The following is a 14756-nucleotide window of genomic DNA, read 5'->3' on the forward strand; positions in this document are numbered from 1 at the left end:
AAAATGTATTATCGTACATAGGGCCGACGCAGAGCATGCGCGTCAGCGCTCGTCGGCGAACTTGTCCAGAGACCGGAGTTCCCAGCTGTCTAAGACGTCAACAGGGTCTTCTGGGAATCCATCCACATCTTTCCAGCTCGCAAATTGATGGACACGATCGCAGTCTCGGGTCTCGAACGAAAAACCATCGAGATCACTATCGCACAACACTTGGTCAAGCCCGTGATCCTGGAGATCACGAACTGCGGCGGAGCGAAGGCGGGCCGCAACATCTGCGTCATCAGTTGCACGGTTCACGAGTTCGTCGGGATCTTCGGCTAGATGGAAGAGTTGCTGGCGGTCACCGTTCGCCAGCCAGATATACTTCCAGTCGCCTTCACGTACCATGATTTTGAACTGGCGTGTCTTAGGTTCGCCGTAGTATCCCAGCAGTCGTTCCCGCGGTTCAGTTTCGCCGTTCAGGAGACCGAGTACGTCAATCCCGTCTCGGGTCTCTATGTCACCCGCCACCCGAGTGGCGATACCGAAGAGGTCGGTTAGGCAAACGAGGTTGTCGTTGCGTTCTCCCGCCGGGAGTTCGCCCGGCCACGAAACGACAAAAGGAATATTCGCTGACTGCTCGAAGAACGACTCCTTCTGCCAGGCATGATGGTCGCCGAGGTGTTCGCCGTGATCAGAAAAAAAGCAGACAACTGTATTCTCACGCTCGCCTCTCTCCTCAAGAGCATTGAGAACGCGCCCAAGACACTGGTCAATGTATGAGATCTCCCCGTAGTAGCGCGCCCGAAGCGTCCGTACTCGCAGACCGTCGACCGGTTCGTCCCCATTGGAAGCCCAGATAAGGTGGTTCATCCACGGAATCTGCTCGTCCATGTGGTCGACATCAATGTCACCACGGATGGGTGATGGCATCTCGTCGGGGTCGTACATTCGGTTGAACGGTACAGGCGGCGCCAGCGGCGGATGGGGACCGATGAACGAGAGGAACCCGAAGAACGGGCGTTCACTATCCCGCTCGATCAGGTCGATCGCCCGGTCGGCAGCCCAGTTCTCGACGGTTACCTCCGCCGGTAACGGGCTCATCTGTGGCATGTAATACATTTCAGTCCGCTCGCCGTGGGGCTGTTCAAGAAAATCGTACTCGGGGAATTCGTCGGCGAGGAAGGACCCGTATGCGTCTCGTTCCTTGCGGTTCTCCACGGTATTGTACAACTCTTCGCTTTGGAGGTGCGTCTCGTACCCAAGATCCTCGTAGGGAGGTTTAGTGTGAAACTTGCCGACCCCGAAAGTACGGTAGCCCCTATCTCGCATCGCACGGGGAAGGTAAGTTCCCGCTCGTTCCTCAACAGTTCCGGTGTTAGGGCCCGGACCGCTGTTCGTATAGTAGTCGGTCGTCGGGGGCTCACACCCCGTTCGGATGTTATACCGGGCGGGAACGCATACCGGTGTTTGCGAGTAGGCATTTGTGAACGAAACCCCGGTCTCCACGAGCCGATCGAAATTCGGGGTATGGATCAAATCGTTTCCCAGTGCACCGAGTGTATCGGCACGTTGCTGGTCGGTCATCACAAACAAGACGTTAGGCCGCTGATTGGTCATACAGCATAGACATGACCGTACTGAATATTAGTTGTGGTCAATTCCCAACACAGTAGACTAGCTAGACCTTATGGCTAAAGATTGTCTGTACACCCACATGTTCTCATTCGACCATGAATGTGCGTTCGGGAGCAGAAACACGGGGTCTATCGGCAAAGACTAGTGAAAGTTCTGATGACGTTATCTTGGTGCCTCAACCAGACCAGAGGTATTTGATTTAGGAGCGAGCGGGTCCAAGAGCTAGTTTTCTATACCACTTAGTGATCTTCTCAAGCGGGGTTAAGAGACTACGAGGATTGAATATTGGCAGCGAGAGTTGACGGCGGCGCCCGCCAGAGGTTCGTTGCCCATTTCCATGCCGCCGGTCTTTACTTCGAGGGGAAAAAGTACTTTTCAACTACATGAGGTAGTCCATTCGTTTCAGAATTTTTTGTTGATATATCGATTAGCGGCTAGGATGCCGGACCAACGTTCAGAGAAGCCGAATCGAATCGTAGTCGACGATACTGCTACCTGACTTGAGGCTCTTACGGACGGCTTCGCCAGCCTCGATCGGAATCTTCAATTTCAAAACCATTCCCACAATTTTGTCGACCTCTGCGTAAAAACGGCTTCGACCGGTTCATGGGCCTGAGTGGTGACGGTGCTCTACTATGACTCGCTGTTGAGTGGGAACTTGTGTGTAGGTCCACCACCAATGCACTAACTGAGCTATTCGGTGACCGCATCGATGTCCAGCACATGACGGACATAATCACTAACTCTCAGGGTATCTCAATTCGGGCAATCATTCGATTATGACGTGGAATGACCTCTCACGTGTTTTCAGAGGCAGCTCGGTGACGCTATCGGTCCGAGTAGATTCGAAGATCTCCATCAGTTGCCTAAGGATCACCTGATCACTTCACTTTAAATCACTCTACGTAGATTCTCCCCTTAACGATGGCATTCGAGACAGTAGCCGCAGACATCCCGCCGAACCGAAACTGGAGTGCATACTGGATCTGGGCAGGCGATGACCCACAACCAAACAACGCATACTACTACATCCGTACCGAAATCGAACTGACCGATCCGTCTGACACTACCTTCTATGTCACTGCTGACACTCGGTACAAACTGTACGTGAACGGTGAACACGTTGGCGAGGGACCAGTACAGTCTCAGCCATTCTACAAATACTATGACGCCTACAATCTCGACGAGTTTCTGGACTCCGGGCGGAACTGTGTCGCAGCGGTGATCAACTACACCGGGACGATGGAGGATACGCAGGGAGGATTCCTCGCGGAACTGGTCAAGGGCGGCGACAAGTGTCTGGTCACGGATGAGAGTTGGCGGATCACCGAGGCCGATGCGTGGGAGCAGGATACGTTCGAGACGTCGTTCAATCTGGTGACCACGCATCAGGAACACTACGACGCAAGACAGGCGCCCGACGGGTGGACCGAGGTCGGATTCGACGACGGGGACTGGCGTTCTGCCGTAGCAGTCGGCGGAACGCACTGGGACGATAACGATACCCTGCCAGCACCGGCAGTTCCCCCGTGGACTTATCTCGTCGAACGAGATATCCCGGAGATGGAGACGAATCGGCGTACGCCCGAGCAGATAGAGGACGTGTCCGAGTGCGTCCATCTGACGAACAGACAGCGACCGGAGGACCGCTCTATCACGCTTTCCCAATCAGGGGGTTCGGTTACGCACACGTCAGTCAGCAACGCCAAGGCACTATGTGAGGGGAGAACGGCGACGGTGGAAAACAGCACTAATCATCTGGATGACCACACCTTCAACAGTATTTATGATCCCTGTATTGTCCTTGACTTCGGGCGCGTCGTTACGGCGCGGATCGAACTCGAACTCAACGGTCCGTCCGGCGGAACGGTCGACATTGGCTACGCCGAGAGACTCGTTGACGGTGAGTTCAACAACGCCATCGATGGGTCGTTTGCAGACCAGTACGTCATGTGTGGTGATGATGGTGGAGAACGGTTCCGTACGTTCAGTTGGAAGGGATTTCGCTACGTCAAGCTCCGATTCTCGGACTGCTTTGAGCCCACGGATGTCAGCGTTACCGCCGAGGTGACGCGGTATCCGTTTGAGGAACTTGGAGGGTTCGAATCCAACGACGAAACACTAAACGATGTCTTCGAGATATCGAGAGAGACGCTCCGGCTGTGCTCGAATGAGTGTATCATGGACACGCCGTGGCGTGAACAGCGACAGTGGCTCGGCGATGCCTCCGCAGTCACCATCGGTGGCATCTACTCGTGTTTCGGTGACACCGCACTCCCAGCGAAGTTCCTCCGCCAGTCCGGTGCGAACCAGCAAGTCACAGGACTCCTCGCAAACGTTACTGACACAGCGAGCCACGACTGGGATGCAGCGCTCCCCGACTACTCGCTGTGGTGGATCATCGCGCTGTGGGAACACTATCGCTACACCGGGGAGGACCACTGGATACACAACTTCTACCCGCAGGTCCAACGCGTCGTTCAGGTGTTCGTCCGGTACGTAGACGACGCAGGACTGCTCACAGACGTCCCGTTCTGGGCCATCATGGATTGGGCAGATCTGGACCGTCGTGGCGAGTTCGGGCCGCTGAACGCTCTCTTCTACGGCGCATTGGAAGCCGTCCGTGAGATGGCACGGCTTAAAAACGACGCTCACACGGTCGAGCTTGCGATTGAGCTCAGGTCGGGGATCTTCGAGCGATTCGAGGAGCGACTGTACGACGCGGACCGTGGTTGTTTCGTGGATGCTAATGTTGACGGTCAGCAGGTTGATCACGTGAGCGAACACTGCAACGTGGCGGCGATCAATTTCGGACTCGTCGACGAAGATATCGAGGCCACGATTATCGACACGCTCTACGAATCGGAGTCTGTGGACTACGTTGAGGCCCAGCCTTTCTTCACGAGCGTGGTCCTCCAAGCGCTCGACGAGGCGGGGCGGTTCGACCTCGCACTCGATATCCTCTGCGAGCGATGGGGCGAGCGAATGGTTGAGCGTGGGTACACTTCGACACTCGAGGAGTGGACCGAAAACGGAAGCCGACGGAACGGCGAGTTCCTTGGCATCCCCCGCTCGCACTCCCACGCGTGGTCGGCACACCCCGCGGAGTTCCTCATCCGCAATCTCACCGGATTCGAGATCGTCGAACCCGGCTGTGGCACCGTCGCTCTCGATCCCATGGAGACCGAGTTCGAATACGAGGTCGCGATTCCGACGCCTGAGGGTCCGATCCACGTTTCGAGAGCTGACGGGGAAGTACAGATCGACGCACCACCGGATGTCATAGTGACGGGACACTCGGATCAACCAATTCGATAATATGGTGGCCGGACTGTTCGGACCCACACTAAGCACGCTGTCCATACCGAACGACTTGCTGCCCCGTAGCCCCAATCGTATTCAAACCGGAGTACCAACCGGATGCACAGAGTGACCACAAAGTATAACCAAACTTTCGAATAAGGTCTTGTATGGCAGACCAGCCGAATGTCCTGGTGGTCTTACCAGATCAACATCGTGGGATGGCAACTGCTCCGGCAGGCAATACCCACATTCATACGCCGACACTCGAACGGCTCGCAGAGGAAGGTGCCTACTGTCCTAACGCCTATGCGAATGTCCCAGTCTGTACGCCCAACCGTGGGAGCTTCCTCACTGGCCAGTATCCTCACGGTCACGGCGCCATCGCGAACGATCTCCCCATGCGTTCTGACGTCCGGACGATCGGGGAGGCTTTCCGGGACAGCGGATACAACACAGCCTACGTCGGGAAGTGGCACCTCGACGGCGTCCCACGTGATAAGTTCACCCCGCCGGGTCCACGTCGTCACGGTTTCGATTACTGGGCGGTCTACAATTGCCATCTGAACTATTTCAGCGGACACTACTACCGAGACGACCCGGAGAAAGAACACTTCGACGACTACGAACCGGTAGCGTTGACCGACATGGCTCTCGAGTTCCTTGACGAGCAGCGAACCGACGAAGACCCGTTCTGTCTTGTCGTGTCACCGCATCCCCCTCACGACCCGTACGAGGACGTACCACAGCGCTATCGCGACCGATACGATCCCGCTGAGATCGACCTCCGCCCCAATACCGAGACCGACGCGACCGAGGCACCACAGAGTAGCGGTGACCTGGCCCAGGATCTGGCAAACTATTACGCGCACGTGACGGCCGTCGACGAACAAGTCGGTCGCCTGCTCGACTGGCTGGACGAGGCGGACGAAGCCGACGACACCGTCGTATTATATACGAGCGACCACGGGGACATGATTGGGTCGCAAGGCCGCTACGGGAAAAGCCAGCCCTACGAGGAGTCGATTCACGTCCCCTTCATCTGTCGATACCCGAAGGAGGTACCGGCGGGGTCGACCCCGGGACAGATCGTAAGCACAGTCGACGTCGCCCCGACCCTCTGTTCACTCGCCGGCGTCGGCGAGTTACCGGACTCACAGGGGACGGACCTCGCATCCGCACTCCTGGGGGGCACTCAGGTCGGGCCGTCTTCGGCGTTCATCGGCCTGCCCAAAACAGTCGACATATCTGCTATCAATGATCTCCCAGTGTGGCGGGGTGTCCGCACAGAGAGGTACACCTACGCGCGGCGAGCAGACGGCTCGCCGTGGTTACTGTATGATAACGAGACCGACCCTTACCAACAGGAAAACCTCGTCGGTACCGAGGAGGGAACAGACCTCGTCGACTGCCTAGACGCAGAAGTAGACCGATGGGTCGAACAGACAGGAGACCCAGATCTCCCCGAGAATGAACTCCTCGCTGAGCTTGAGTTAGTCGAGGCGTGGAACCAGCGCGAACGATCGAGGCACCCAGAGAGCCCACAATTGGTCGAATAGCGAGTCTAACGCTATCTGACAGTAGTGGTCCCTGTTCGCAAATTAACTCTCCCGAAACGGGCTACTGCGCCGTGAGTTCTCGGAAGGGGAGTCCAAGATAACGATGAAATTCAACACGAGGAGGTTTCGTGATCGTCCGCAACGAGACGATAAGACTGCCAGGGAGTACACCATCCGAGTACCCGGACCGTCATGCGTATTCATCTTCAAAATCACTGACCGAGATGGTGTTCTCGTCCGGTTAATTAGGAGGGCATGATGGGTTATTATCTGACGTCACGCATCCTGAATCACCATACATGTATACTGGGACACTACTCTTGTCCGAAGTTGGTGTATATGCATACACCTTCGCATCATCGTGATAGTTCTGTATGACTTCCTGTCTTTTCAGATGACTTTTCGGCATGTCTTCGACTCTCCGCCACGTCTGTCCACGATCTGTGGATTGATATACACCAATACCAGGTTCCGAATCGCCCCCGTACCTGCCAGAGTTGTAGATCCGAATGTCTCGAGGTGATCTCATGAACATCGGACCATACGGGACATCTTCCTCGTGAATCTCCCACGAATCGCCGTCCCACCGGGCGAACGTGAATCCCGAGTACCCTTGCTTGGTGGTAAAGACGAGATGAGGTACCTGAAAGACACCCCGGGAAGCGTTACTGTTTCCTACATCATGATATGCCATCTTCGCGGGTGGCAAGGCGTAATCCATACCAGAATCATAGACGAGCATTTTATCGTCGGCTTCTGGCTTATCGAACGGTAAATCGATAGTCTCGCGTGCGGCGTTTTTCCATGTTCCCTCCGAAGTCATCTGCATATAATAGCGATTGAACCGATTGTAGGGGTGAATGTATGGAAGGTTACTTTCGGTTTTCCACGGTCCATGAGCATGATACATCCCCGTCATGTGAATGGAGTCGTTTCGGCCTTTCCTGAATCTGAGGTACCACGAATCGAGGTATACGGAGTCTTCCCCGTAGCCTCCGGTTCGTTTTTTGCCAGCAGACGCGATCACAGTCGGGTCGCTGAACGTTCGGCCGTTGTCCGTGGACGTGACGTATTCCCAGTCATTCTGGTGAATTCCGTCTCGATAGAACAGGTAGAGCGTTCCATCGTTTTTCTTAATGAATTGTGGATACGTAGTTAAATGATCTATATTATCTAATGTCTTCCATGAAGAGATATCTTCCGGGTTTTGCGAGACGGCGTGTATCTGCTTGCCCTGATGCTGGCCGTGTCCACCATACACGACGTGGATATAGCCGGCGTCATCGACGGTCATCGCTGGTGAGCCGTGATTATCGTCGAATGGTGCAAGAGGATTGTCACCGACCTTGACCGGACCGTTAGCAGTACCAGTATCATGATCGTAACTCATGACAAATGGATCCAGATTATCTTGGCAACCTCCGTGATATCCGAAGTAGGTTGTGCCATTATAGTGAACAGCATGCTGTCGATGGCTACCCAGGGCTGGACTACCTGCTGTATTGGTGATATACTTCCGTCCAGAGTTGCTTTGCTTTTGCGCTGATGAGGTAGCTGAGGCGGCTCCTATAACAGACCCTCCCACGATAGCGCCTCCGGTTATTTTTAAAGCCGTACGTCGTGTCGATCTAGAATACGATTCTCCGTTCGTTGAATTGTCTGGTTGCATGAACCATTAACCCGACGAACCTCCTGATTATTAAACATTTTTCCTTATGATACTCCCGCACTCATCCTTAACTAACATCCACATCTCGGTTGCGTGGCGGTAGCGAGCTTCTCTTGTAAGATCAGTCGTTGCTGGTGGGTCTTCTGTGCATCCTCGATCAGTCGCTCCAGCAACGGCGGTGGTGAGTAGCCGAGGTACACCGAGTTCGTGGAGGATGAGCTTGGCGTGCGACCGAAAAATCGCCGCCCAGCGTTCCGGCGGAAACACGATCTCATCATCAGCCTGCTCGGTAACCAGATCCAACAGATCACGACTCACCAACAGTGACAACAACGCTGCATACAGCAGGAATTTCACGACATCCAGGTTGCTCGTGTCGGACTCGTACAGTTTGTACTGCGTCTTCAACTCATGAAACAGCGTTTCTACCTCCCATCAACACCGATAAACCGTTGCTAAATCTGGCGGAAGAAACTCCTCTCGAAGTAAAGTACCCGCACAACAGGTATTCAAAATGTCCTGCCCATCCGTGGCTGGTCGTCTTCGTTAGTGAACCCGCACTTCGTAGATGAATGTCGGCGCAGAGAAATTCGGCCAAAAGAGGAACTAGATTTGGACCAGATAGAGCTGACCCAGCGAACCTAAGAGCGGTGTCATAATTCAGCCACACATCATCGTACGGAGTGTGCAAAGCGTAACAAATTGACACAGAAAAGAATAACTACGAGTGTACTGGGAATGAACTATGTCGAAAGCCACAGATGAACCAAACAGCGTGACTGCTATCGATCTTAGAGTTGAATACGAGGTGGAGCCGAACAACGTGGCTCCGGACGAACCACGCTTCTCGTGGCGGATCGAAGGCAGACAGCGGGGCGACGCCCAGACAGCCTATCAGGTACTGGTCGCCCGTTCGAAATCGGACCTCGAACAGGACAGCGCCGGGATGTGGGACTCCGGGAAGGTCGAAGCCACCGATTCGACGAACGTCCCCTACGACGGCGTTCCGTTAGACTCGGGGACTGATTACTACTGGACAGTGCGGAGCTGGAACGAATCCGACGAACCTAGTGAGTGGGCACAACCGGCCACGTTCTCGACGGCGCTCGTTGACCAGCGGGACTGGGAGGGGTCGTGGATCGGCTACCAGCCAGACGGCGGCGACTCGAACGGGTACCGCAGTCACTGGCACAGTACGGACGTGGACGCCGAAGAATGGGTCCAGGTCGACCTCGGTGCGAAGCAGGAGATCGAACAGGTTGAACTTCATCCGGCCGATCCGTTCGACGGACCCCAGACGCCCGACGGTATGCCGGTCTCGTCTGTCTACTCGGAATCGGAAGGTGTCCGTGACCGCGCCGCTGGGTTCGGATTTCCCGTCCGATACCGTATCGCCGTCTCCGACGACCCCGACTTCGAGAACGCCCGGACGGTGGTGGACCGAACGGATGAAGACCAGGACAATCCGGGGGCCGATCCGGTCAGTTCTTCCATCGATTCGCTGGAAGCACGGTACGTGCGGGTCACGGCGACAGACTTGTACGAATTCGACCCCGCCGACCCACCGCATGGCGGCGCTCGATTGAACACCGACTACGTCCGTGAGGAACGACGATCTTGGCAGACGTTCGCACTGGCCGCGCTCTCTGTCAGGGACGCTGACGACGGGGATCTGGCCGTGTCCGGGTCAGTCACGGCCTCTTCGAGCGTCGAAGACGGAGCGTGGGGTCGGGAGAAGCTCGTCGACGGCCACTACAGGTCTCAGATGGCACCGCAGTCGCCGCTTCTCCGGACCGAAGTAGACCTTGACGGCGATATCGAGCGCGCTCGCGCGCACGTTTGCGGACTCGGCTACGGTGAACTGTACGTCAACGGCGAGTGTATCGGCGAGGAGGTGCTGAACCCCGGCTGGACCCAGTACGACGAGCGCGTCCTCTACAGCAGCTACGACGTCTCCGACCAGCTCGATAGCGGTGAGAACGCGCTGGGCCTGTGGCTGGGACAGGGCTGGTTCGGTCGCAACGCCGGGGACTGGACCGGATTTGGCTCCCCGCGGGTGATACTCCAGCTCGAGATCGAGTACGTGGACGGAACCACGCGGACGGTCTCGACCGACAGCACGTGGAACGCGGCGTCGAGTCCGCTCGTGAAGAACGACCTCTACGATGGCGAGCGGTACGACGCGCACGAGGAGCGAGACGGCTGGGCACAGCCGGGGTTCGACGACGCCGACTGGGCGGGCGCGAGTATCGTCACGTCACCGGGGGGAGATCTGGTTCCACAGCGAACGCCGCCTATCCGCGTCACCGAGACGATAACGCCTGTGGAGGTCCTCGACCGCGAGGAGGGCCCGATCCTTGACTTCGGTCAGAATCTCGTCGGCTGGTTGGAACTGACCGTCGACGATGCCGACGCCGGCGACGAGATCGTACTCCGACACGCGGAGGTACTGCTCGACGACGGAAGTCTCGCACTGGAAGATCTCCGGAGCGCGGACGCGACGGATACGTACGTCGCGAAGGGTGATGGTACCGAAACCTACGAGCCGCGCTTTACCTACCACGGATTCCGCTACGCGCAGGTTCTCGGGTACTCCGGTGACCTCGACCCCGAGGACGTCCGGGCCAAGGTCGTCCACACGGACGTCGAACCGATCGGTGAGTTCGCCTGCTCGAACGAAGAACTCTCGCAGGTGCAACAGAACGCCCAGTGGGGACTGCGTGGGAACCTCCACTCAGTGTTGACAGACTGCCCCCAGCGTGACGAACGGTTCGGCTGGACCGGAGACAACCACATCGCCGCGCGGGCGCTGTGCTACAATTTCGACGCGTCTCTGTTCTACGAGAAGTGGATGGACGACCACGCGGACATCCAATCCGAACACGGATACATCGCAGATACGATCCCCTACGGCTACGGTGGAGTCCCCGAAGACCCGACCTGGGGAGTCACGCAGGTGACCGTCCCGTGGCACCTCTATCGCCACTACGGCGACGTCGGGGTCCTCGAACGCCATTACGAGGGAATGCGGAAATACGTCGACTTCTGGCAGGATGAATCCGACGGTGGGATCGTTCCCGACGAGTACGGCACCTACGGGGACTGGCTCGCTTTCGAGAACAAAGACCCCGAGTTATCACGCCGTGGTCTGCCCAGGGACCTCTTCAACACCGCCTTCCAGTATCACACGACAGACCTGTTCGCCCAGATAGCGAACGTGCTCGGCCACGAGGACGACGCACGTCGGTACGCCTCACGCGCTGAGACCGTCAAATCCGCGTTCAACAACGAGTTCTTCGACGCAGACGCCGCCCAATACGGCCCGGGAACGCAATCGTCGTACGCGGTCCCGCTGTACTTCGGACTCGTCCCCGACGAACACGTGGACGCAGTCGTCGACAACCTCGTCGAGAAAGTCCGCGGAGATGGCGGGAAGCTCCAGACAGGGTTCTTGGGAACTCGTCCGCTCATCCACACGCTGGTCGACCACGGGTTCGAGGAGGTTGCCTACGAGATCGTGAGCCAGCCCGAGCGACCGGGGTGGGTGTACATGGTCCGACAGAACGCAACCACCATATGGGAGCGCTGGGACAGCGACGACCGAATCGGCGACGGGATGAACTCGTTTAATCACTCGCCGTTCAACTTCGTCTCCGAATGGTTCTATTACGCCCTAGTCGGGCTTCGATTCGATGACTCGATGCACGGTCACGGAAGTGTCGAGGTTGCACCGGCCATTGTTGACGACCTCGACTGGGTGGAGGGTCATATCGATACCGTGAACGGGCGTCTCGCGTCGCGATGGGAGCGCACGGACGACGGCCTCACCTTCGAGATAGAGATCCCGTGGAATACGACGGCGACCGTGCGTCTACCGGGAGGCGACGGGGTAACTATCGCTGAAGACGGAGTGGTCTTCTGGGACGATGGCCAGGACGGAGCGCTACCTACCGGTGTCGAGGAGGCGACGCTCGAAGACGGAGACGTGACGCTGACGGTCGGTTCCGGAGTCTACGAGTTCGTCCTGCAGAACTGACGGTACCTTACCACAATCTTTGGCGTAGTAATCCAACGCCAATTCCATGAGAGGACCGTACTGGACTGGAATCCTGTCTTGTCCCGTGTTATTAACAATCAGACACTCATAAAAGATTTAAAAGCGGCTGGATATAGAGCCTCATGGACGAGACTAATTATCCTAACATCGTGTGGATCTCGATGGAGGACACGACGCCCCGGTTCGGGTGCTACGGCGACAATACCGCGCGGACACCAAACATCGACGACATGGCGGCCGACGGCCGCCGCTACGACAATGCGTTCTGTACCGCGGGCGTGTGTGCGCCGTCTCGCGCCTCTGTGATGACCGGACTCTATCCACCCACTATAGGTGCTCACCACATGCGCACGCGAACGCACGACTACGAGGGGTTGCCCGACTCATACGAGGCCGTTCCGCCCCACTACGTCACGGCAGTCTCGGAGTATCTGCGCGACGCAGGCTATTATTGCACGCTCGACTCGAAGACGGACTACCAGTTCGGCGAACCGTTCACCATGTGGGACCGCCACGGTGAGGGCGCGGGTTGGTGGGATGATGACCGTGGTGACGACCAGCCCTTTTTTGCGATGTTCACCAACAATGTCACCCATGAGAGCGGTATGTGGGACCCTGAGATGAGAGATATGCACGGGGGTGGTGTGGCTGACCCGGTTGACACCGACCCCAACACGGTGGACGTACCGCCCTATCTCCCGGACACCGACCGAACCCGTCGGGCGATAGCCCGCCAGTACGACAACATCGCCACCTCGGACGCGTGGGTCGGCGACCTCATCGACCGGTTGGAAGCCGACGGCCTCGCCGAGAACACTGCTGTCGTGCTCTGGTCGGACCACGGCGAAGGACTCCCCCGCAAGAAGCGCTGGCCCTACGACTCAGGGACTCACGTCCCGCTAATCGTCCGTTGGCCCGGCCAGATCGAGGGGGGCGATGCCACGGACGACCTGGTAAGTTTGGTGGATCTCGGTCCGACGACCCTCTCGATCGCCGGCGTCGACGTCCCCCAGTATGTCCAGGGCCGCCCGTTTCTCGGCCCCGATGCCGATGACGAGTGTCGCGAGTACGTTTTCGCGACGCGAGACCGCTACGACGAGGAGTACGACATGATGCGTTCGGTCCGCGACGAGCGCTACCGCTACGTCCGCAACTACTACCCCGAACGACCCTACGTCCAGTGGATCCCCTACCGGAATCGCCACCCGGCTATGGAAGAACTTCTAGAGCGAGACGCGGCCGGCGAACTGACCGACATTCAGCACCAGTGGTTCGCCGATACCCGCCCCGCCGAAGAACTCTACGACCTCCAAGAGGACCCTCACGAGACCGAGAACCTTGCCGACGACCTCGAGTACCGGGGCGTCCTCGAGCGACTGCGAGGTGCGCTCGACGACTGGCGCGAGCGGATCGGCGACCGCGCGGCCGCACGGGAGGGTGAGTGGGAAATGCGAGAACGCATCTGGCCAGATGGTGATCAGCCAAAGACCGCAACGCCGACGTTTGTCCCGAACGCGCCGGGCAACCGCGGACTCGAGCCTACTAATGATGGCGGCACCTTCGAGGGGCCAATGGCCATCAAACTGTTCTGTCCCACCCAGGGGGCCTCGATCGCCTACACGACTGGCGACAGCGAAGACCCACGCTGGAAGCTATACAGCGGCCCGATACACCTAGAGCCGGGCGAGACCGTTCTGCTCCGGACCAAGGCTGTCCGGTATGGCTACGCCGAGAGCAACGAGCGCCAGGCCGTCTTCCAAGTGGAGTGACTCAGTAGTTTAGGTACTGTCTCGTTGAGATACATTAGCCGATATCGAGACTGTCATAGAATAGTTAGCACACCAGAGAACAGGAAGATCACTAAGATAGTATGAGTCCAGCAACCCTGCAAAAAAGCCATTCGGTAGACTCATTCTTCAACATCGTGGGAGCGGAGACGCTTACGTTGTTTGAGTCTCTCAGTAGGTATTCCGGAATGGCGCAACCGAAGCGTGAGTTGGTCGAGTGAGTGCTGCTCTCAGATAGTGTCGATCCGGTCAGTTACTTTCTCAGGCGTACCGTATATGGACCAATCGTCGGCGTGCTCCCCGAACCCTCCGACGCCATCGGAGGTCACCAGATGGTGAGAGAACCCCCGCCGAATTCGTCGAGGTAGGTGTCGTGGAGGTGTCGTATTCGCTCCGTGACTTCTTTTCCGATTTCGGCGATGACGGTCTGGCGCATGAGCAGGTAATCGCCTCTCGGTCTTGGTAACTCTCGTCGCCGTATTTCGTGGGATATCTTTTCGAACCTCAACGATGACGAGACCGGCGACGACACTAGGTAGCCACGTGTCAGAGAAATCAATCGAGCGGGAAATCTGTTTGTTTCCCAACAACCGACCCACAGCGGTGGCCGCGGCTCTTGGACGGTCTGGGGCAGTAGCTGCCACTCTTCGACTCCGAAGAGTGGACAATCGAAGGAGATCGGTTCGTCGGCGGGGAATAACTCGTCAATGAAACTGAGTGGCGATTCTTTGCTGTTCGACTCCCGCAACCACCCCAAACGGCCGACC

At 57.3% G+C, this 14756-nt stretch carries 6 protein-coding genes and 1 pseudogene; 4 read left to right on the top strand and 3 right to left on the bottom strand.

What is annotated here, in order from left to right; genetic code table 11:
• Positions 1-42 precede the first annotated feature (42 nt).
• Entirely contained in the window at positions 43-1599 is a 1557-nt protein-coding gene (locus C5C07_RS17365) for a sulfatase (RefSeq protein ID WP_115805680.1), read from the bottom strand.
• Between the two features lie 942 nt (positions 1600-2541).
• Between C5C07_RS17365 and C5C07_RS17370 the strand changes: the two genes are divergently transcribed.
• Both C5C07_RS17370 and C5C07_RS17375 read left to right on the top strand, forming a co-directional pair.
• A complete protein-coding gene (locus tag C5C07_RS17370) occupies positions 2542-4935 on the top strand; it encodes a family 78 glycoside hydrolase catalytic domain (RefSeq protein WP_115805681.1) in 2394 nt (797 codons plus the stop codon).
• A gap of 152 nt (positions 4936-5087) precedes the next feature.
• On the top strand, positions 5088-6476 hold the full coding sequence (locus tag C5C07_RS17375; protein ID WP_115805682.1) for a sulfatase: 1389 nt from the start codon (positions 5088-5090) through the stop codon (positions 6474-6476).
• Between the two features lie 241 nt (positions 6477-6717).
• On the opposite strand, the gene C5C07_RS17380 is transcribed toward C5C07_RS17375, so the two are convergent.
• Positions 6718-7866: a BNR-4 repeat-containing protein gene (locus C5C07_RS17380; RefSeq protein WP_158546597.1), complete on the bottom strand. Its 1149-nt coding sequence runs from the start codon at positions 7864-7866 to the stop codon at positions 6718-6720.
• 350 nt (positions 7867-8216) lie between these two features.
• A pseudogene (locus C5C07_RS17385) lies at positions 8217-8634 on the bottom strand (transposase); the annotation flags it as partial.
• A gap of 256 nt (positions 8635-8890) precedes the next feature.
• On the opposite strand from C5C07_RS17385, the gene C5C07_RS17390 reads away from it, so the two are divergent.
• Positions 8891-12181, top strand: a complete 3291-nt coding sequence (locus C5C07_RS17390; protein WP_115805684.1) for a family 78 glycoside hydrolase catalytic domain — start codon at positions 8891-8893, stop codon at positions 12179-12181.
• A 143-nt stretch (positions 12182-12324) separates the two neighbouring features.
• A complete protein-coding gene (locus tag C5C07_RS17395; protein ID WP_115805685.1) occupies positions 12325-13971 on the top strand; it encodes a sulfatase-like hydrolase/transferase in 1647 nt (548 codons plus the stop codon).
• The last annotated feature ends 785 nt before the right edge of the window (positions 13972-14756 follow it).

It is taken from the genome of Haloferax sp. Atlit-4N, assembly GCF_003383025.1.
GTDB lineage: Archaea > Halobacteriota > Halobacteria > Halobacteriales > Haloferacaceae > Haloferax > Haloferax gibbonsii.

Bases quoted from the DNA above. Each gene is read 5' to 3' on its own strand.
- C5C07_RS17365 (WP_115805680.1), bottom strand. From the start codon at position 1,599: ATGACCAATCAGCGGCCTAACGTCTTGTTTGTGATGACCGACCAGCAA.
- C5C07_RS17370 (WP_115805681.1), top strand. From the start codon at position 2,542: ATGGCATTCGAGACAGTAGCCGCAGACATCCCGCCGAACCGAAACTGG.
- C5C07_RS17375 (WP_115805682.1), top strand. From the start codon at position 5,088: ATGGCAGACCAGCCGAATGTCCTGGTGGTCTTACCAGATCAACATCGT.
- C5C07_RS17380 (WP_158546597.1), bottom strand. From the start codon at position 7,866: ATGAGTTACGATCATGATACTGGTACTGCTAACGGTCCGGTCAAGGTC.
- C5C07_RS17390 (WP_115805684.1), top strand. From the start codon at position 8,891: ATGTCGAAAGCCACAGATGAACCAAACAGCGTGACTGCTATCGATCTT.
- C5C07_RS17395 (WP_115805685.1), top strand. From the start codon at position 12,325: ATGGACGAGACTAATTATCCTAACATCGTGTGGATCTCGATGGAGGAC.